10 protein-coding genes and 1 tRNA gene are annotated in these 20320 nt (G+C 43.0%); 3 read left to right on the top strand and 8 right to left on the bottom strand.

Annotation, left to right across the window (positions count from 1 at the left end; all coding sequences use genetic code 11):
* Positions 1-8 precede the first annotated feature (8 nt).
* The 7 genes from HC175_RS04140 to HC175_RS04110 form a co-directional block, all read right to left on the bottom strand.
* Entirely contained in the window at positions 9-2270 is a 2262-nt protein-coding gene (locus HC175_RS04140) for a pectinesterase family protein (RefSeq protein ID WP_168137255.1), read from the bottom strand.
* A 252-nt stretch (positions 2271-2522) separates the two neighbouring features.
* Entirely contained in the window at positions 2523-4379 is a 1857-nt protein-coding gene (locus HC175_RS04135) for a right-handed parallel beta-helix repeat-containing protein (protein ID WP_168137254.1), read from the bottom strand.
* Positions 4376-8815, bottom strand: coding sequence for a thrombospondin type 3 repeat-containing protein (locus HC175_RS04130; RefSeq protein WP_168137253.1), 4440 nt, complete (start codon positions 8813-8815; stop codon positions 4376-4378). Before HC175_RS04130 ends, HC175_RS04135 begins: the two co-directional genes overlap by 4 nt.
* Before the next feature lie 226 nt (positions 8816-9041).
* Positions 9042-10595 (bottom strand): DUF5123 domain-containing protein, encoded by a 1554-nt coding sequence (locus HC175_RS04125; RefSeq protein ID WP_168137252.1) that lies wholly within the window; start codon positions 10593-10595, stop codon positions 9042-9044.
* 30 nt (positions 10596-10625) lie between these two features.
* Positions 10626-12419, bottom strand: a complete 1794-nt coding sequence (locus HC175_RS04120) for a RagB/SusD family nutrient uptake outer membrane protein (RefSeq protein ID WP_168137251.1) — start codon at positions 12417-12419, stop codon at positions 10626-10628.
* Between the two features lie 14 nt (positions 12420-12433).
* Positions 12434-15655: a SusC/RagA family TonB-linked outer membrane protein gene (locus tag HC175_RS04115; RefSeq protein ID WP_168137250.1), complete on the bottom strand. Its 3222-nt coding sequence runs from the start codon at positions 15653-15655 to the stop codon at positions 12434-12436.
* Between the two features lie 548 nt (positions 15656-16203).
* Positions 16204-16275: transfer RNA gene (locus HC175_RS04110), tRNA-Arg, on the bottom strand.
* A gap of 117 nt (positions 16276-16392) precedes the next feature.
* Here HC175_RS04110 and HC175_RS04105 point away from each other — a divergent pair.
* The 3 genes from HC175_RS04105 (at position 16393) to HC175_RS04095 (ending at position 18376) form a co-directional block, all read left to right on the top strand.
* Entirely contained in the window at positions 16393-17388 is a 996-nt protein-coding gene (locus tag HC175_RS04105) for a DUF1028 domain-containing protein (protein WP_168137249.1), read from the top strand.
* A 6-nt stretch (positions 17389-17394) separates the two neighbouring features.
* A complete protein-coding gene (locus HC175_RS04100) occupies positions 17395-17763 on the top strand; it encodes a hypothetical protein (protein ID WP_168137248.1) in 369 nt (122 codons plus the stop codon).
* An 88-nt stretch (positions 17764-17851) separates the two neighbouring features.
* A complete protein-coding gene (locus HC175_RS04095; RefSeq protein ID WP_168137247.1) occupies positions 17852-18376 on the top strand; it encodes an HD domain-containing protein in 525 nt (174 codons plus the stop codon).
* Positions 18377-18596: 220 nt separating this feature from the next.
* Here the strand turns inward: HC175_RS04095 and HC175_RS04090 are convergent, their stop codons facing one another.
* On the bottom strand, positions 18597-20150 hold the full coding sequence (locus tag HC175_RS04090; protein WP_168137246.1) for a M20/M25/M40 family metallo-hydrolase: 1554 nt from the start codon (positions 20148-20150) through the stop codon (positions 18597-18599).
* Between the last annotated feature and the right edge of the window lie 170 nt (positions 20151-20320).

Here is a 20320-nt window from a genome sequence, read left to right as displayed (position 1 = left end):
TATTTGAATTATAATATTTCGATTGTGGAAGGATCCCAGCTATCCGATCCTGCCAGAATATTTTTTACTGTGTATTTCTCTGCTTCTTCCGGACTAAGAATTTTTGCCCATTTTACCCTTTTTGAAGGGGTATAGCCGGGACCGCTGTTGTTGCTTTCCGCATAGAAAACGCTCTGTTCAGCATGGGGTTTATTCCAGTTATGCCAGCCTTCTTTTTTAATATGTTCGCCCATTTTAGTATTAATAAAAACTGTTTGGGCAAAAGGTCTCCATGGCCGACCCAGATAAACTGATCCTGCCGGAGCATTCCCGGTCAAATTGCAATTCAGAAAAACAAAACCGTGGTCGGTACCTTCTTCTGTGGAAGCTGCTGTGATGTAATGTCCTTCTTCTTTTGAATAGATCTCGCAATTTTCGAATACTGCTGTAGACCATCCAAAAATAAAATCTGTAGTACCTTCTATATAGCAGTTGCGGTAATATTGCCTGCTGTTCTTGCCATGAGGGTACAAGGTATCCTGAAAGCCAAGAAATCTACAGGTGTCAAAAATGACCTTATCGCCATCAATTCTTACGGCCACTGCCTGCCCAATGGGACCAGCACTATTTTCAAAAGTGATATTGCTTGCGTGAAAACCATCTCCAAAAACATAGAAGGAAGTAGAGCCTGTTGTCCCTATCTCTTCCCCGAATTCATTCAGTTTTTGAGCAAAATCGTCGTAGGTGAGTATAGTCTTTTCCAGGTCCTCGCCAATGAAGGTGACATTTGTCTTAGAAGCCGGTAATACCAGTTTTTCCTTATATGTTCCCGACTTGATAAAGATCCTTGTCCGGTTTTTCCGGAAATCGGGAACGGCATTGATCGCTTCCTGAACGGTCATGAAGTCGGCTGTACCATCGGCCGCCACAATAAAATCGTAAGAAGATGAATTTTTAGCAGCAATGCCAGACTTTCCATCAACCAATTCGTTCAAGTAAACCTCAAGATTAGTATAAGCTTTGTCTAATGTATGTCCCGAAGCATCATTTTTAGCAGGATTCAGACCTTTTGCTTTTTCCCATGCATCGGGCATGCCGTCTTCATCGGAATCTTTTGGTGCAGTGCCAGCTTTCAATTTTGGCCAACCACCCACCTGTTCCTGGGAATCAATGATCCCGTTGCCATAGGTGGCTTTTCCGCTCCTGGTTTCGTTAATGATCCTGATATCTACTGCATCACGATTACGGCTGTCACCGGCATTTTTCAACACCAGGTCAAAGGCTTTTCTGGCATCATGAGTTTCTACATTTTTATCGAAGCTGAAAGGCTCATTTACCCGAGCAGCTTCAGGATCATCACCCTGCACGCCGCCGTTCCAGTTATTTTCTGAAACCTCTTTTGAACCTTCCACATAATTTCCGTGCACGTAGAATTTTCCGAAGGGATCATAAGGTTCGACTATCCTTTCCTTATCTTCTGTCGCAGGACCGGGTTTGAAGTAGTTGTTAACAATATTATAGCGGCCGTTCTCACCCCCGTAAATACTGTTATCTGCCCAATTGTAGATCACATTATTTCTGAAATCAACAAATTCGCCTTCCAGATTTTCAGTAGTCTTGGAACCGCTGAAGCGTGGATTCCTGCTGTAGTTATTTGCAATTAAATTGTGATGAAAACTTACATTTTCACCACCCCATATTCCGCCGTAACCGTGATCTCCCTTGGAATGTACCGAGCTGTTTAAAGCTTCAGAAATGATACACCACTGCATGGTGAAATCCTTGTTCTGGTAAAAAGAGGCATTTTCATCTGTAGCCCAGCTGATAGAACAGTGGTCTAAAATGACATTTTTGACATCCCTTCCTTTAAAGGAATCATCGGCCGTTCCTTTGATGTCTCCCATCCTGAAGCGCATGTAACGAATGATCACATTATCATCCTTTACAGCTACAGGATAGCCCTTGATAGTGATCCCTTGCCCTGGAGCAGTTTGACCTGCAATGGTAAGATCTCCTTTGTTGATATCCAGGGGCCTTTCAAGTTCAATGGTACCCGAAACTGCAAAGACAATAGTGCGGGGACCATCCTTTAAAATGCCTTTTCTAAGGCTGCCTTCTCCTGTATCGTTGAGATTAGTTACCGTATAGACAATGCCTCCCCTGCCACCTGTGGCATACCGGCCAAATCCTTCGGCTGAAGGAAAAGCCAGTTGTTGCGACTGTGCTGTGGCAGCAGTAGCAAGAATAGTTAAAAGAAGAAGACTTAAATTTTTTAATAAAGTTTTGTGCATAGGGTGTTTTCCTTTTCATTCTGCCGAAGTCACTTTGTCCCCTTCTATTTCAAGTTATGGGCCTGACCTCTTTCAATTTTTGGCTGCTGTTCAAGAAACCTCAATGAGGTCTTTGCCGCCGTTTTTTCTTTCTCACAAATAAATCTGATAGGCACAATAACTCTTATTATTAAGGAGTGTAAAGTGCCTATCAGGTATTGGCTGTCAAACAATCTACCGGGAAGCCAATGACTTTCCGGCAGGTATTAAAGCTTAAAATTCAAATGCTCCAAGATCTGGTGCTGCGCCGTTAAATGGCAGACCAACATCTACTCCCGCGTCGATCATATCACTATCTGCTTCCAGGTGAAAAAAGTCTACATCGGGAAGGCTACCATCTGCTTTTCTGGGACCTGTAAGTGCAGAATAATCAATACTCACAAAATCAGCTACAGAAGATTCAATTCCTTCCATCCAGCTGTTATTGGTCACATCCAAAGTAGTTGCATTGATACTTCCTACAGCACCGAGAACGTTGCTGTTCTTAATGGTTAGTTTGTCAAGCGGATTAGTGCTGCCAAAGCCATAATTGGTGCCGTTGTCATATGCAGAACAGTTATAGAGGGTGACCTCTCCCCTGTTGCTATTGTGATCAAAACCATCAAACCTGTTTCCTACGGCAATAGATCTTATGTAGATCGCATTGTGTTTAAGATCCTTATTATCACTTCCACCAGTTTTGAACCCGTTTCCATCTCCTCCACTTACAGTGCCGTCTTTTAAATATCCGTTTTGGATGGACCAGCAGTTCTCATGAATAGTAGTGACATTATCGGCATTTCTTAGATAACCATCCCAGCCATCATCGAGGTTTTGCCAGGCACGGCAACCAACGAACTTGTTACCGGTTCCCACATCCAATTTACTTGCAAAGCCATCGGCATTTTCAAGAGTTGAATCGGCATTGAAGAAGGAATCAGAATTCAGGATTGTATTGTTGGACGCCCCGCTTCCAAGCTGAAGTCCGGTATCGGAACATTCAGAAAAAGTCGAGAACTCGATAAGGTTGTTATGACCTGTGATGAGCATTCCGTTATCGCCGGCTTTAAAAACATCTATTCCTTTGATGTGCCAGAAGCTGCCGCCAAGTTCTATTCCTCTGTTGGAAGAATTTTCGGTCATTGACGAGAAGTCAAATTTTGGTCGCGTCTCATCCAGAGGATGTGCTAATAAGGAGATCATATTTCCTTCACTACCACTGGTATTGATCTTTATGGTCGTATCAAAAACATATTCTCCCCCACGAATGTAGATGTTGTCGCCGGGACTGGCAGCTGCGATGGCATCTAAGATCTCCTGGGAAGTACTAACCACCTGCCCCTGAACAGAGGAGGTATTATCACCTGTTTTAAAGGTATAGGTATTGCTAATTGCAGTGTTCTTCCCATCGGTGGTTTCAACGTGCCAGAAGTAAGTGCTGTTTGGAGCAACTTCTACGTCCATGGAAGTCACGGTAAGACCTTTTCTTTCTTCAGGCGGTTCCTGGTCTCCATCTACAGTGTCAAGAAATAAGGTATAGGTAAGGGCATCTCCATCGGTATCTGTTGAAGCTGCTTCCCACTCCATGGTGATCTTCCCGTCAACCGGAGAAACCGTAGTTCCAGAGGCAGGTGCTACCAGGCTGGCAGGGAATGGTACATTATTAGATCCTGGTTCCCCAGCAACATAGAATTTATAAGATTCTGAAGCTGTAGTTTCTTCTCCACTATTTTTTGAGATCACTTTCCAGGTGTAAGGATTACCTCTTTCAAGTCTTACAATAAGGGAAGTGGTAGCAAGATTTAATCTCTGTGTTACTTCCTGTGTGACTGCATTTGTAATGATGAGGTCATATCGCTCTGTATCGACAGCCTCGTTCCATTCAAAAGCTACCTCTGCCATGTTTGCCACTACATCGCCAATTTCACATTCGGTATTGTCCTGTGGAAGTACAAGGCTGGCAACTCCCGGTACTGCACTGGTGACTACCTGAGCATCGTCATCACTGGAGCAGGATATGGCCAGCGCTCCTAAGAATAGGATAAGGAGCCGCTGGATTTTGATGTTATATATACTTTTTAAATTTTTCATGATTTGATCACTTTTAGAGTTTTATTCACCGAAGCAGATTTTAAAAGCAGGAAGTAAACTCCCTCTCTATATTCTGTAAGGTTCAGCTCAATTATTCTGTTTGAAGGGATATCCATTTTCTTAGACATGTATTTCTGTCCGCGGGTGTCCATTATAGAAACGTTTATTTCACCATCTATCCCGTTGATATAGGCTCTAAGATCACCCATTGTAGGGTTTGGATAAAGAACTACTTCTTCAGAAAGGAAAACTTCATCCTGGTAAGAACCCTGACATTCAGAATCTGTTGTTACGCTAAACCTGTTCATACCGGTTTTAAGTTCAAGCACCACTTTAGAATTTGACGTGGTAATGACTTTTCCGTTAAGCTCAATGGTGTATTGACTAGCTCCATCCAAAGACAGGCTCATGGTGTTGTTGGCATAATTCACAGTTGAATAAGCAGCCAATGGAGTTGGTCCCTCAATAGTAACGCTAAAACACTGTTCATAGCTATCGTTACCTTCAACAGTAACACATACCCTGTAGCTTCCTGCCGGAAGACCTTCAAGACTTGCTGAGAAATCATTGGAAGCCGAAAGAACGGCTGAACCTGCTGCTGCTCCCACAACCGAAACGTTGTAAGTGTAATCTAAATTTGCAGCGCTGATGTTGATTGCACCGTCGCCGGTACCATTACAACTTACTTCCTGAACAGAAAGGCTAAAGTTATCTGCCGCCAGGCTGAACACTTCACAACCAAATACATCTACCACTGCACCTTCGGGAGTGTCGGGACAATTATCTTCATAATTGATGATCCCATCTTCATCATCATCCTCACATACATCTCCCACGCCGTTCTCATTCACATCTGCCTGATCTGGATTTGGAGTGGACATACAATTATCCTCGCCATTTAAAACTCCGTCTTCATCAATATCTCCATAGGGTCCAAGCGGTTCTGCTTCAAAAATGATATCTGCGGTAGTTTCTTCTGTGATCTCGAGAGTATTGTCAGGAATAAAATATCCTTCCACGCCTTCACTCTCAATACTGTACTGAACACCTGGTTCAAGCTTTACAGTATATGTACCCGCGTCTGTATCAATTACAGGTTGTGGCACGTATAACGCATCGGTACCTGGAGCCGGAGTGAAGGTCAAGCTCAAGTCGCTTATTTTTTCACCCAGACCAAGAACTGATCCTGTTACCGTATAGATCTCTACCTTCTCAACAGTGATGTCATGAGTTGCAGTGTCTCCGTTGAAATTTAAGGATGCACCATTTGAGATGACATATCCGTCAGCTCCTGCAAGAGAAATATGGTATTCGAAGTCCATAGGAAGTTCGGCCTGGTATGCACCATCTGTAGGTACAACATTCCAGGTTTTTCCTTCCTCAATGGAGAATACCAGGGAATAATCATCAGGAATCCCTGGAGCATCTGTAAGATCTACGTTTCCGGATAAAGCCCCGTAAGTTGCAGATTTTCTTATGATCCTGAAATAACTAGGTTTATCAGCCGTGTCATAGATGTGGTATGTTCCTGTTGCCCTTGCAACGAAATTCACTTCCTGAAGTTCACCTCCAACACTTACCACGTCATTTTGTAATTCTGGATTTGCAACATTTTCGAAATGAAGTTCTCCATTTCCATCCTGGCCAAGCACCCAAAGGGTCACTTTATCATCTTCCTGTAGCTCCAGACTCATAAATCTATTTGTCGCCCCTCTGGAATTGATATAAACCCTTCCTTTATAGTCCTCGTAATCGTCTATATTTTCATCATAGCGAGTAAGGTTAGTATTACTGGTTCGCAGACGATCACTCCCGCCGCCCGTAAAGTTAAGATCGCCGGCAGTGAAATCTGGCAGAGTATTGCCTGCACTTCCCGGAGTTATAGATTCATCATACCAGGAGTTGATTCTGGCTTCATTCAACATATTGTTGTACTGAGACTCATCCAGTAAGGTTGCTCCAAAATCCCAGACATCTGGAAGTCCTTCTACATAAACCAGATCTTTAACTATACTGATGTTAAATGCAGAAGTGTCTTCTGATACTTCCAGGCTTTCGTTACTGCCAATGGAATAACCTTCAGCTCCTTCCAAAGAAACTTCATATTGATATCCAACAGGAAGAACTACACTATAGGATCCTCCATCGGCTAAAGCAAGTTTCCAGGTCTTTCCAAGTTCGTTAGTGAAGACAATCTTATAATCTGAAGGTAAACCTTCAGCTTCTGCAACGTTCACGTCCCCAGTTACTGTAGTATAGGTGGCACTTTTGCGCACAATCCTGAAATAACTTGGCTTATCTGTATCATCATAGATGTGATAGGTCCCGGTGGCTTTTGCCATGAATTTCACTTCTGAAAGCTCTTCGCCCACAGCTACTACATCATTTTGCAGATCTGGATCGGTGACATTCTCAAAATGTATGTTTCCATTGCCATTTTGTGAAAGTGTCCAAAGAGTCACCTCATCGTCCTCATTTAGCTGAAGGCTGAAGTATCTTCCTGTAGCTCCGGAAGAATTGATATAAACCCTTCCTTTAAAATCTTCATATTCATCAATGTTCTCATCATAGCGGGTGAGGCTGGTATTGCTGGTTCGCAGGCGGTCACTTCCACCTCCGGTAAAGCTAAGATCACCAGCAGTAAAATCGGGCAGGTTAATGCCTGAAGTTCCCGGAGCGATAGCCGCATCATACCAGGAGTTGATCACCTCTACTGTTAGCTGATTGTTGAACTGGGCTTGATCAAGCTGGGTTGCGCCAAAATCCCATACATCGGGCAGTCCATTCCCTGTGGCTCCATCTTTTTGAACTAAAAGATTTAAAGCAGTATTTTCTGTCACCTCCAGGTTATCGCTACCTGTTATTGAGTAACCGTCGGCTCCTTCAAGAGCAATATCATAAGTGTATCCTGCAGGCAACTCAATAGTGTAGGTTCCTTCAGAAGCAGAAGTACTCCAGGAGTCTCCGTTCTCATTGGTGAAAACTATACTATAACCGGAAGGAATGTCTGATGCTGCAGCAACATCCACATTACCACTTACGGTAGCAAAGGTTGCGCTTTGTCTAACTATCCTGAAGTAGCTCGGTTTATCTGTATCATCATAAATATGATATGTACCTGCAGATTTTGCAGTAAAAGTTAATTCCGTAATTTCTTCCCCTACGGCAACTACGTCATCCTGAAGTTCTGGATTTGCAGCGTTTACAAAATGGATATTTCCTGTACCATTTTGGGTAAGAGCAAAAACGGTTACCTCATCATAGGCGTCAAGGGTGAGACTGAAATATCTTCCCGTCGCTCCCGAGGAATTGATATAGACCCTACCCTTAAAATCCTCATGCTCATCAATGTTTTCATCATAGCGGGTGAGGTTCGTGTTGCTGGTTCGCAGGCGGTCGCTTCCACCTCCGGTAAAACTCAGATCTCCCGCAGTAAAGTCTGGTAGATTGATGCCTGAAGTACCTGGAGCGATTGATGCATCATACCAGGAGTTGATAATATCTTCAGATAACTGGTTATTGAATTGTGTGTCATCCAGTTGCGTAGCGCCAAAATCCCATACATCGGGTAATCCATTTCCTGTAGCGCCGTCTTTTTGAACTGCAAGATTTAAGGAGGTATTTTCTGTAACCTCTAAGTTGGTACTGCCGGCGATAGAATAACCTTCAGCTCCTTCAAGGGTGATATCATAGGTGTACCCTGCTGGCAGGTCTATAGTATATGTTCCTTCAGAAGCAGAAGTAGTCCAGGAATCTCCGTTCTCGTTAGTGAAAACAAAAGAATATTCCGAAGGGATATCTGATGCTGCAGCAACATCCACCGTACCGCTTACGGTAGCAAAAGTCGCGCTTTGTCTAACGATCCTGAAATAACTCGGTTTATCTGTATCGTCATAGATGCGATAGGTACCTGCAGTCTTTGCTGTAAAACTTAACTCAGTGATCTCTTCCCCTACGGCAACTATGTCGTCCTGTAGTTCGGGATCTGCAGCATTCTGGAAGTGAATGTTTCCGGTACCATTTTGCGTTAGTGCAAAAATTGTTACCTCATCATAGGTATCCAGAACAAGACTAAAATATCTTCCCGTAGCTCCCGAAGAATTGATGTAGACCCTTCCTTTAAAATCTTCATGTTCATCAATATTCTCATCATACCGGGTCAAATTGGTATTGCTTGTGCGCAGGCGGTCACTTCCACCTCCGGTAAAGCTAAGGTCACCAGCAGTGAAGTTTGGCAAATTAATACCGGCAGTACCCGGAGTGATAGATGCATCATACCAGGAGTTGATAATATCTTCAGATAACTGGTTATTGAACTGGGATTCCTCGAGCTGTGTTGCGCCAAAGTCCCAGACATCGGGTAGATTAGATTGCGAATACCCCGTGAAGATTCCCCAAAAGAGGAAGAGGCTTAAAAAGTGTAGTCGTTTCATCATTCCATAAAAGATTTATATTTTAATTGGTACCATATCCCGGTTGGAGGATAATATTGTGCTTCTTTATTCAAGAAATTATTTGCTGCCTTTTTTAATAAGCATCAGATTCAAATTGACAGTTGAAAATGACATTTTTGAGAGGTTACACCTGCTTTAAGTGAATAAAAAAAGGGTGTGCTTCTTTGCGATGCATACCCTTTTTTTATTTATATAGTTCCTAACATTTCTATCTCCAGCGAGGGTCTCCCACCTTATTATCAATTATTGTTTGATTGGTAACTGTGAAATCTCCAGTTGATGGATCCACAAAACCTGGATCTAAGGTCGTGTAACTACTGTTGTCGAAAATGTACTGGTTGGCATCATAGAATCCTGGTGCGTTGAAGTAATTATTATTACTGAACGTTGGAGATTCATCAACACCTTCTCTGTCTGCATAACCTTCAGATTCTGTATTTACTATTAAGGTATTTCTTACCGTAATGTCGTTAGATACAAAACGTACATAAAATAATCTTCTACTGTCGCTGTTTGCCACGCCATAGAGCGTATTGCTGTCAACCAGAATATTAGCCGTTACTCCGGTATTATTAGAAGTACCGCTGGCATCCATTCTTATGAAATCTCTACCTGGAGCAACATTGTAGAAAGTATTATTTATCAGATTAAGGTTGAGCACATCAGAATTACGGAAATCTATGAAATCCCCTCCCGAAGTAAAGATGTCATGAATGATACTGTTCTCAACAGTTAAGGTTTGCAAGATCGCATCGGTCTCGTTACCTGCGATGAAGGAACGAGAATAATCGTGGATATTACTACCGCTAATTAACAGGGAATTGAAATTTCCAGCGCCTGTAAACCTCACTACATCCTGAAGTTCTGAGGAGCCTTCGCCCATTCCCATAAGGTCAAGATCAATTAAGGCAACATCTTCGGCCCCGGCAACAAGTTCAAAATTCAACTGGAGCTTAGGCTTATCATAACTTCTTAGGCCTCGTATGGTTAGCGATTTATCTAAAGTAATAGTGCTGGTCTGTGCAGTGTAATCTCCTGGCTCGAGTACAAGAATATCACCAGATTCAGCATCTGCGATGGCCTGCAGAAGATCATCTTCGGGAGTGATCAGTTTTCCATCTCCAATGTCAATTCCTGTAGTAAAGGTTTTTACACCTCTTATACGAGTCCCATTCAGAAGCAATGCAGTGTATTCAGTTTCTGATGTTAGACCGGTAATAGTAGCAATTCCACTGGCTTTTTCTTCGGCCGTGATCGTGTGAGTAATATCACCCGGAGTAAGGGAGATTTCGGTCACCTCACTGTTCGGAACCCATCTTACTGTTGCCTCCTTGGCTTTGATATCGCCATCTATTCCGTCGATATAGATCTGCTCGGTAAGGGTTTGTGCTGTAGTAGTGGCCCACGACGAGTCGTCAAGTCCTCTGTCACTTATGGCTTTCACCCTGATGGAATAAAAAGTCTCACTTTCAAGAGGCACAAGTACCGGCAGCTCATCCTGACTTACTTCCAGGGTGTGAACTATGTTGTCGAAAGTGGGTCCATCGGCAAACTCCACGATGTAACTGGTAGCATTTTCATTAGGTGTCCAGTTCAATTCAACATTTACCTGGTTTCTAACGAATGCTCTTAAGTTCACCGGTGCAAACTCTCGCTCTACCGGAAGATCTTCGATAAGCTCTTTATCATAGTCGCAGGCCGTAACAGTGACTGCAACCAGAAGAGCTATTAGTAAACTTTTAAAGATATCTCTTACTCTCATAACTTATAAATTGTTCTGTTTTATTAGGTTCTAGTATCCGTAATCGTTTACTAACTGACCATTACTTGCGTCTATGAAAACCTGCCATATTGGCCAGAATTGTTTTGCATCTGGGTCTACACCCGGTTTGTAAAGGGTATTCTGAATTTCTTCAAGTGGCTGGTCCCATGGATGTGCAGAGTACTCTGGTCCTGGATTTCCAGTTTCCCCTCTGTTCAACCCATAGATATCAAGAGTATATCCATCGTCCTCATACTTGTAATAAAGTGTGGTTGGTACATTGGCATAATCACCGGTCCTGTTTTCAAGGTTTTCCAGCTCCTGTCTTTCTTCGTCTAATTTTTCACCAAGCAGGTTCCAACGAATAAGGTCCATTTTTCTATCCATTTCCCCTGTATATTCATACTTATATTCCTCAACAATGGCTTTGAACATTTCTTCCTTAGAATTGAGTGCATCTACATAAGCATCTACTTTTTCTGCATGAAGTTCAGACGGGAAAGCTCTGCGACGAATTTCCTTAAGGTATGGGGCTGCTGCTCCAGGGCCTTCTAATTCATTCGCGGCTTCAGCAGCTGTTAAAAGAACTTCAGCATATCTCATGTAAATAAGGTTCACCCCATCATCATTGGTTGAAGTCACATAACGATCCATCCATTCATATCTGTACTTTCCGAAGTACCACATGTCAATTCCAGTTAGTTCCTGCTGTGCAATTCCGTCTACAGCAGCTCCCCATTGGTAAGGAACAGCGGTAACATCTCTCCTTGTATCATCTTCATCAAAGTCATAATAAACTGTTGGAGAAGGACCTGCAGTACCACCCCTTGGCTGCCCTGTAAACTGGTCTACGCTGCGGTGACGTACTGCGAAGGAAAATAATACCCTCCCACGGCCATCAGCAAATGGGATTTCCCAGAGGGATTCTCCACCTGCATTTGTGTTCTCACTGTTATATTTTCTCCAGAAGCCTTCAAAAGAAGGTTCAAGATGCGCTCTTCCACTTGTAATGACAGACCTGGCTTCATCAAGTGCCAGTCTGTACATTTTTTCAACTGAAAGATCGGGGTCGTTGCTTCTTCTAATCCCGTCAGGATATTGCTGATACCCGGCAGCCACTAATGCCAGCCTGGCTCTGAAACCTTTAACAAAAGCTTTGTTGATGCGCTCTACCGATGTGGTAGCAGCCGATTCATTGGGCCATGCTACCAAAGTAGAAGCTTCTCCCAAGTCGGCAATAAGCTTTTTATAAATGGTATCACGACTGGTTTTAGGTAAGTAAAGTGTCTCAGAAGTTATTGGCTCAAAACGCGCAGGTACATCACCCCAGGCCTTCATAAGATCGGCATAATATACCGCTCTGTAGGTAAGTGCAGCTCCCAGGAGCTGTCCGAACTCAGTACCTGGTTCTGGGTTCCCGTAATTTCTCAACCCGCGAATCACGATATTGGCACGTTCAATTCCCTGGTACATCATTGCCCAGGCGTTATTGTCTGTATTCATTCGGGAGTTACTTGGCTTCGCATCGTAATATACTAGGTCTGCATCTGTGCCTTCATCCCCTGCACTATAATTATATTCCACATCTGTATTAAACCCGTAATACGGAATAAAACGACCACGATAGGAATTCGTCTGCCCCATTGGCTCCAAAATACCATCTACAGCTCCCTTTGCTAAATCTACGGTAGAAAAGATCGTAGATTCATCAAGAGTGGATTTTGCCGGAGCATCCAAAAAATCTCCATCTATAAATTCTTCCTCACAGGATACCATTGTGCATGTAAGGAGAAGTACCGAACAGATTTTTACTAAGTTTTTCATTTTCATCTAAATTTTTAAAAATTAAGGTTTACCCCAAATACCACTTGTCTGCTTCTTGGAAACGGTGAATAATCAACTCCCGGTGTAAGAGGAGTTTTTCTTCTGGTTGATACTTCGGGGTCAAGACCAGAATAATCGGTAAGGATAAACACATTACTTGCCGTAGTGTAAAGTCTTAGTTTCGTAAGATTAGCTCTGGAAACTAAGGAATTTGGCAAAGTGTAACCTAAAGTAAGCGTATTTAATCTAAGGAAAGATCCATCTTCTACAGCCCAATCGCTGAATACATAATTACGCATGTAAGGAGACCACATTGTAGTATTAGCATTTGCAGCTGCTAGGGCCTGAGGATCGGTAATAAGTTGACCTGTTTGCGGATTAAGGTTTGTCCACCTGTTTCCATCTGCCATAGCAGTGCTCAGGTTTCGATACTGCCCGTTTTCATTAGCTGTTGTGAATTGAACCTTGTTGGCGTTGTAAACATCATTCCCTACGCTGAAGTTAAAAGCAGCAGAGAAATCAAAACCGTAAGCGTTAGCGTCAATCACGAAACCTCCCGTAAAATCTGGGTTAGCATCTCCTATAATAGAGTTGTCACTTATGTCAACCACTCCATCTCCATTAATATCCTTTAATTTAAGAGATCCTGGCATAACTGTACCAATAACATTGCTGTTATCCACTACTCCTTCTTTAAGGGTATAAGTACTTGTCACCGGATCGAAATCAAAGTCTGAAACTTCGTAGCGACCGTCATTTCTATAACCATACATGGCCCCTACAGGTTGTCCAACCCATACAGCATAGTCACTTCCAATTTCTGAAGATGCCCAGCCGGAATAATCCTGATAATTCTCTAAGGAACCTAAGGAGTTGATCTTGTTTCTGTTTGCCGACATGTTCAAGGCGAAACTAAGCCCATAATCCTCTTCCATGATTGGATTTAGGTTGATCGATCCTTCAATACCCGTATTTTGGATCTCTCCCAGGTTACGATACTGGAACTCATATCCAGATCCAGGCGTTCTAAAGGCAAGAAGCAGATCTGTTGTAACATTCTTATATGCTTCAACACTACCTCTTAATAATCCATTCATTACCTCGAAATCCAGACCGGCGTTTTGCGTAACTGTGGTCTCCCACTTAAGATCTGGATTTGCAAGAACTCTTGATGCAGACCAGTAGGTAGGTATTCCATTAAGGTAAGTAGTAGTATTAGATTGGAAACTCTGCACTGTTTGCCCTGCAGGAATATTGTTATTCCCTGCTTCTCCATAACTCAGTCTCAACTTTAATGCATTCAGCCAGTCCACATCCTGAAGAAAATCTTCTTCATTGATCTTCCAGGCAACTGCTGCAGAAGGGAAGTACCCCCAGCGATTGTCTCCAAGAAATTTACTGGAACCATCGGCTCTGAAAGTGGCGGTAAGTAAATATTTATTTCTGAAGTCATAATTGATACGACCAAAGAAAGATAAAAGTTTATCGTCAGGTCTGTAGAAATTATCAACAGATTGGGGCGTCCCCTGAGTTGTTAACTTTCGAGTAGTCTCGAAATCAAAATCTTTAGGGAATCCCTGTATTTCTGCAGTTTCTTCATTGTCACTGGTAAAGATCATCTCCTGTCCAAGAAGTAACTTCAGGTTGTGATCTTCTCCAAGGAATTCCTGAAAATCGTAATTAAGCGTGTTGGCATTTCTAAAGCTCTCTCTCTTGCGATCCTCATATACCAAAGAAGGTAAGCCCTGGTTATCGGCAGATGGTCTGTTTCTTGAATAATATGTTGACCTTCCGTAGTAACGATAATCCTGCTCAATTCGGTAATCAAGACCGAAGTCGGATTGGAATCTCAGGTTATCCAGAATTTCCCATCCAAAGCTTCCCAGCATATTGTAATTTTTCCTTAGTTGCTGCCTTTGGTTATCGGAAGTTGCAATAAAAGGATTAACCAAATATCCTGCTAGAGCCTCATCTGTATTGGTAGTAGTAAGACCAGAAATTGGAATTGGCGAATATTGCACGCTATACTTTAACCTGGAATCTGCAGATGAAATTTCATTCTGCTCATTTGTTCCTCCTCCATCGATCTCAGTATCTGAATATCTTACAGTGAAGGAAAGATCAACCTTATCTCCTGCCTGACTCTTAAGAGCTAATGACAGGTTATCCCTTTGGTAAGCAGATCCGATCATGATCGTGCTTACATCATAATGTGCATAGTTAAAGTTGTAGCTGGCCTTTTCAGATCCTCCTCTAATGGAGATATCATGACTTTGTACCTCGCCCATATTTCCGTAGATCTGCTTTTGCCAGTTATTTCCTTCCTGACCCTCATACAGGTCGTAGTCCTGCCATAGTCCGAAGTAATTTTCGAAAGAATCTATGTTTTCAGGATCGTCTAACAAGGCATATTCATATTGCCACTTAACAAAGTCTTCGGGACTTAGCACGTCCAGGGTATTGGCGATCTTTTGAAAACCGTGAAAGGCATTCACGCTCACACTTATTTTTCCGCTAATACCATCTTTGGTGGTGATGATGATTACCCCGTTAGCTCCTCTGGACCCATAAATCGCAGTAGAAGATGCATCTTTCAGAACCGAAATACTGGCAATATCTGTAGGGCTGATATCACCCATACTTGCTACGGGAAAACCATCAACAATAATTAAAGGAGAACTGTCCTGAGTTAAAGAACCATTCCCCCTAATTCTAATATTAATTTCGGCATCTGGCGAACCTTCAGTAGACAATACCTGCACCCCGGGAAGTCTTCCCGTAAGAGTTTCGGCAACACTGGCCCTGGCTTGTTCATCCAGCTTATCACCCGAGATAGAAACTACCGAACCGGTAAGGTCAGACCTTCTGGCTGTACCATATCCTACAACTACAACCTCATCAAGAGCGTTTTGATCTAATTCTAATCCAACTCTAATGCTGTTTCTTCCATTCACATTCACTTCCTGAGCCCGAAAACCCATGAAGCTGTATACCAGAACAGCATTAGGTCCTGAGACCTCTATAGAGTATTCACCGTCAAAGTTTGTCATCGTACCATTAGAAGTACCCTTTTCAACAATGTTCACCCCCGGAAGAGGCTCCTGGGTTTGCGCGTCTACAACTGTACCGCTAACAGTGATACCCTCCTGGGCAATTGCTTCTGCTCCCAGCAGAAGAAAAAAACCAAGTAAGAATAGAGATACCCGCGAAGACAGCTCATTTAGTTTAAAATTCATAGTACAAGATAATTTGGTTTAGTTTTAATCATTTTGCAGGTTTTTACCTCCCGCTATTTCACTCAAACGTTTTCGCAGTAAAGCGATTAATTTCCTTTTTTGCTGCAGATTTAGAGAAAAAGAAAAACTAAAAAGTAGGGTTAGATAATGAACTTATCAATTGCGGCTCAAAAAATGACAGAATTTTTTCAAGCTCAGAATTTAACTAAAGATTCATTATCAATTCTGCAATGTAATCGATTACACAAACCTAGAGAAAAGAATCAATAAAACAAATTTTTAGATAAGAAAAATTAATAATCCTTTGGGAACTAAATTTAATCTTTTCTTAATAAATGAAATTACCATGCAGTTTAACCTCGGTTTTGCTGGAAAAGAGAAGAATCAAACCCGAAATTTTAAGACTTGTAATATTATTCTTATGCAATCGATTACCTAATCGCGATGTGGAAAGGAAATGAGGCGGTTAATACGGGAATCTTTATAGGCGTAGGCTATACCCGGAACAAAAAAACCCTGCTGCAGTGCATCAGGGTTTGTGAGGTTTGTAGCCTCGCCAGGAATCGAACCTAGATCTAAAGTTTAGGAAACTTCTATTCTATCCATTGAACTACGAGGCCGGGAGGGGCAAATTTAAAAACTTCCAACAACTTTCGAATTGATTAGGTCTAAATTTTCGGCGAAAAAGACAGGAACCAGATTTAGGAATATTTCTTACTTTTAATAAAATTAAATCTATGAAGAAGTCCCTGCCTTTCCTGTTGTTGCTTCTGTGCACCGCTGCGTTTGCCCAAAACTCTGTAGAAAAAACAAATATTTCTAAAGATGCTTTTGCACATACTTATTCTATTGTGGCCAGAGATGCCAATACTGGCGAAATGGCCGTGGGCGTTCAGAGCCATTGGTTTTCTGTTGGCTCCATTGTTTCCTGGGGTAAGTCGGGAGTCGGTGTAGTCGCAACCCAGTCCTTTGTCAATCCGGCATACGGGCCAAACGGACTTAAGCTTATGGAGCAGGGAAAATCTCCGTCTGAAGCCCTCGCCCAGCTCCTTTCTCAAGATGAAGGAAAAGCATACCGGCAGGTGGCATTTTTGAATGCTGAAGGCGAGACCGCAGCCCACACCGGAGATAGGTGTGTGGAAGCAGCTGCTCATTTGACAGGGCAGAATTTTTCTGTACAGGCCAATATGATGCTTAAAAATACTGTAGTTCCTGCAATGGCGAAGGCTTTTCAGGAAAATGCAGAGCTTCCGCTTGCTGAGCGTGTACTTATGGCGATGAAAGCAGCCGAAGCCGAAGGTGGCGATATCCGCGGAAAACAATCTGCAGCCCTCATAGTTGTAGGTGCCGAAAAGGTTGAGAATCCGTGGGAAGAAAAGAAGATAGATCTGCGCGTTGATGATCACGCAGAACCGCTTGTCGAACTGGAGCGCCTGCTGAAGGTTGCCCGCGCCTATGAATACATGAATCGCGGAGACCTGGCGATGGAAGAAGAGAACGTGGAAAAAGCCCTGGAAGAGTATGGCAACGCCATGAAGCTTTTTCCAGAAAATCTCGAAATGAAATACTGGACAGCTGTAGCTCTTGCGAACAGCGGAAGAATGGAAGAAGCAAAACCCCTTTTTAAAGCTATATTTAAGCAGGATGAAAACTGGAAGGAAATGACAAAACGACTTCCTGCCTCTGGACTCCTTAAAATCTCTGAAGAAGAACTTGAATCACTTACAAAATAGAAAGCTATGAAAAAACTGAATTTGATCGCACTTGCTATAGGAATCACCTTCAGCGTTGCGTGTAACGACACTGAAAAGTCAACAGATGCCAACAATGAAACTCAGCAAACCACCGAAAACACAGCACAAGATGCCACCGCTGCAGATGTAAAGGTGAATCCGGCACATGGATTGCCCGGTCACAGGTGTGATCTTCCTGTAGGCGCTCCTCTTAATGGCACTGCCGGCACCACGGCAAATCCTACGCCCACCAGTCAGCTACCTGCTACTTCGGTTTCTCCGGTGAGGGTTGATCAAACCCCAACTGTGAATCCGCCACATGGAGAACCAGGCCATGACTGCGCGGTACCTGTGGGAGCTCCTCTCAATAAATAGGTTCTAAAAATGACATTTTTGAGGCTGCATATTTTGCAGCCTTTTTCTCTTTTATGACTTCGGCAGAATTCTTAACTTCAGAATAAAAATGGAAGACGAAGCATTGGAATTTGCAAGCCGGGCTCATGACGGACAAATGCGAAAGTATTCTGACGAAGCATATATTGAACATCCCAAACGGGTTGCAGGAATTGTCAAAACAGTTCCTCATACTTCTGAAATGATCTGCGCGGCATATCTTCACGATGTAGTTGAAGATACTGCAATAGAAATAGAGGAAATAAGGGAGCAATTCGGCGATAAAGTTGCAGCCCTGGTGGCCGAACTCACCGACGAATACATGAAGCAGAATTATCCTCACCTCAACAGGAAAGCCAGGAAACAGAAAGAGGTAGAAAGACAGGCAGGAATGAGCCGGGAGGCGAAGACCATTAAACTTGCCGATGTCATTGACAATACGATGGACATCGTAAAGAATGATACCGGTTTCGCCCGAAAATACCTGAAAGAAATGGAAGCTTTGACCCAAGTACTCTCCGACGGCGATAACACTCTTTACGCCCGCGCAAGCAAGGAAGTAGCAGAAGGAAAGAGGCGGCTTAACATCAAATAAAACCCCCTGAAAAATCCCTTTTTAGAGACCCTGGTTATAGCTTGTTTTATCTCCTTATAACTCTCACACCTGAGGCTGGAAAATTTTCAGGCTTGAGGAAAGTGCACAAAAAAACTGCAGAAAGTTCTCATTTTTGCCACCGAAGTGGCAGGAGTCTTTCTGCAGCTTAATAATTAAAAACCTTCTTCCGCAATGATCTTATTGCGATGAAAATCGTGACTTAATCCATTCCTCCTTTGCGGTTAGGAGATCTAGCTTCGGGCCAGGTTTGAGGCTCTCCTGTTCTTGGATTGTTTGGCAATTTAATTTGTTCCCTGGAAGTTTTTTCGTCATCCTCGCTGGCCATATAGGCAAGCACAGCGGTAAGGATCACATTATTCCGAACATCATCAAAAACGATCTTATCATAAGTATCGCGGTTGGTATGCCAGGTGTAATTCCAATACGACCAGTTAAGTGCGCTCAAATTAAATGCCGGTGCTCCTGCCGCCAAAAATGAGGCATAATCTGACCCACCACGCCCGGGTCTGCCAGGAAAATTAGTCTCCACATGGCTCGCAACTGTATCTGGTACCTTAGATAACCAGTCTCCAAGATAATCGTAGGCATGTAAGAAACCATTTCCCGAAATATTCACCACTCTCCCTGTTCCGTTGTCCTGGTTAAATACCGCCTGTACATTTTTCACTATTTCCGGATGATCTTCTACAAAAGCCCGGGAACCATTAAGGCCCTGCTCTTCGCTTCCCCATAGCCCAACGATAATCGTCCTTTTTGGGTTTGGATAATGTTTCTTGAGAATCCTTGCTGCTTCCATCATTACAATAGTACCTGTACCATTGTCTGTAGCGCCTGTTGCTCCATCCCAGGAATCGAAATGAGCAGAAAGAATTACATATTCTTCAGGTAGTTCTGTTCCTTTAATGGTGGCAATGGTATTAAAAGTGGGTACCGTCCCAAGCTCCTTTGATTCCGCAGTCACACGTATCTTTGGCTTACTTCCATTTTCGGCTAATCTATAGAGCATCGTGTAATCTTCAAGCGCAAGATCCAGCGTGGGAACCTTTTTAGTATATGCCGCAAATATTTTGTTCACTCCAAAACCATCGGACCAGTTTGAAGTGACTACTCCCACCGCACCCGCTTTCTCGAGCGCCGCAGGTAAAGTTCTGGAATTGTAACCCATGCTTCGGAATTTATTCCTCCAGGCCTCAGTCTGCTCCTGCCGCTCTTGCTTCATCTTTGCAAAAGAAGCTGCTGTTGCAAATTCTTCCCAGTTATAATCTGGCCTTCCAGTTGGTTCTTTCATCGAAATAAGAACGAATTTCCCTTTTACATTTGGCAGCCAACGTTGAAATGCCATAGAATCTGAAACTGTTTCGGGCAAGGTGATCACCTCTGCAGTTACAGGCTTCTTCCCTGTTGAAGGGCTCCATGCAAGTTGCCTTCCTTCCAGCGTCTGCACCCGGGGCGTGATCATATCAATATGAGTAATACCGCGTTCCCAGCCACGCCATTCTCCCCACTTCTCTTTCTCGGCAGGAATGCCCCAGCTCTCAAATTTCTTTACTGCCCAGTTATGCGCATTGTTCATTTGTGGCGTTCCCACAAGACGCGGGCCTATGCTGTCAAGCAGTTGATGAGCTAGCTGCTCAAGGCTGGAGTTTTCTTCGGCCTCTTCAACGATGTTTTGAATAACGGGATCGTCTTGTGCTACTGCAATATTTCCCGCCAAAAGCAGGCAAAAAAGTAACATTCCGGAAATTTTCTTCATGGATTTAGTTTTAGTTCAGTTTTCCCAAATATATCAATTAACCTAAAAATATGCTTCGGAAGAATTCTGAAACCCTGACACATTTTCGGGTTTTTGACGAATTGTCGGAAAACTAATTTTTAAAAATTATCACTATACCACTGAATTACAACTATTTACCTCAAACCTCG

The organism is Salinimicrobium oceani (assembly GCF_012037645.1).
Note: the sequence above shows the minus strand (reverse complement) of the source record. Positions and strands in the feature narration are given on the sequence as shown.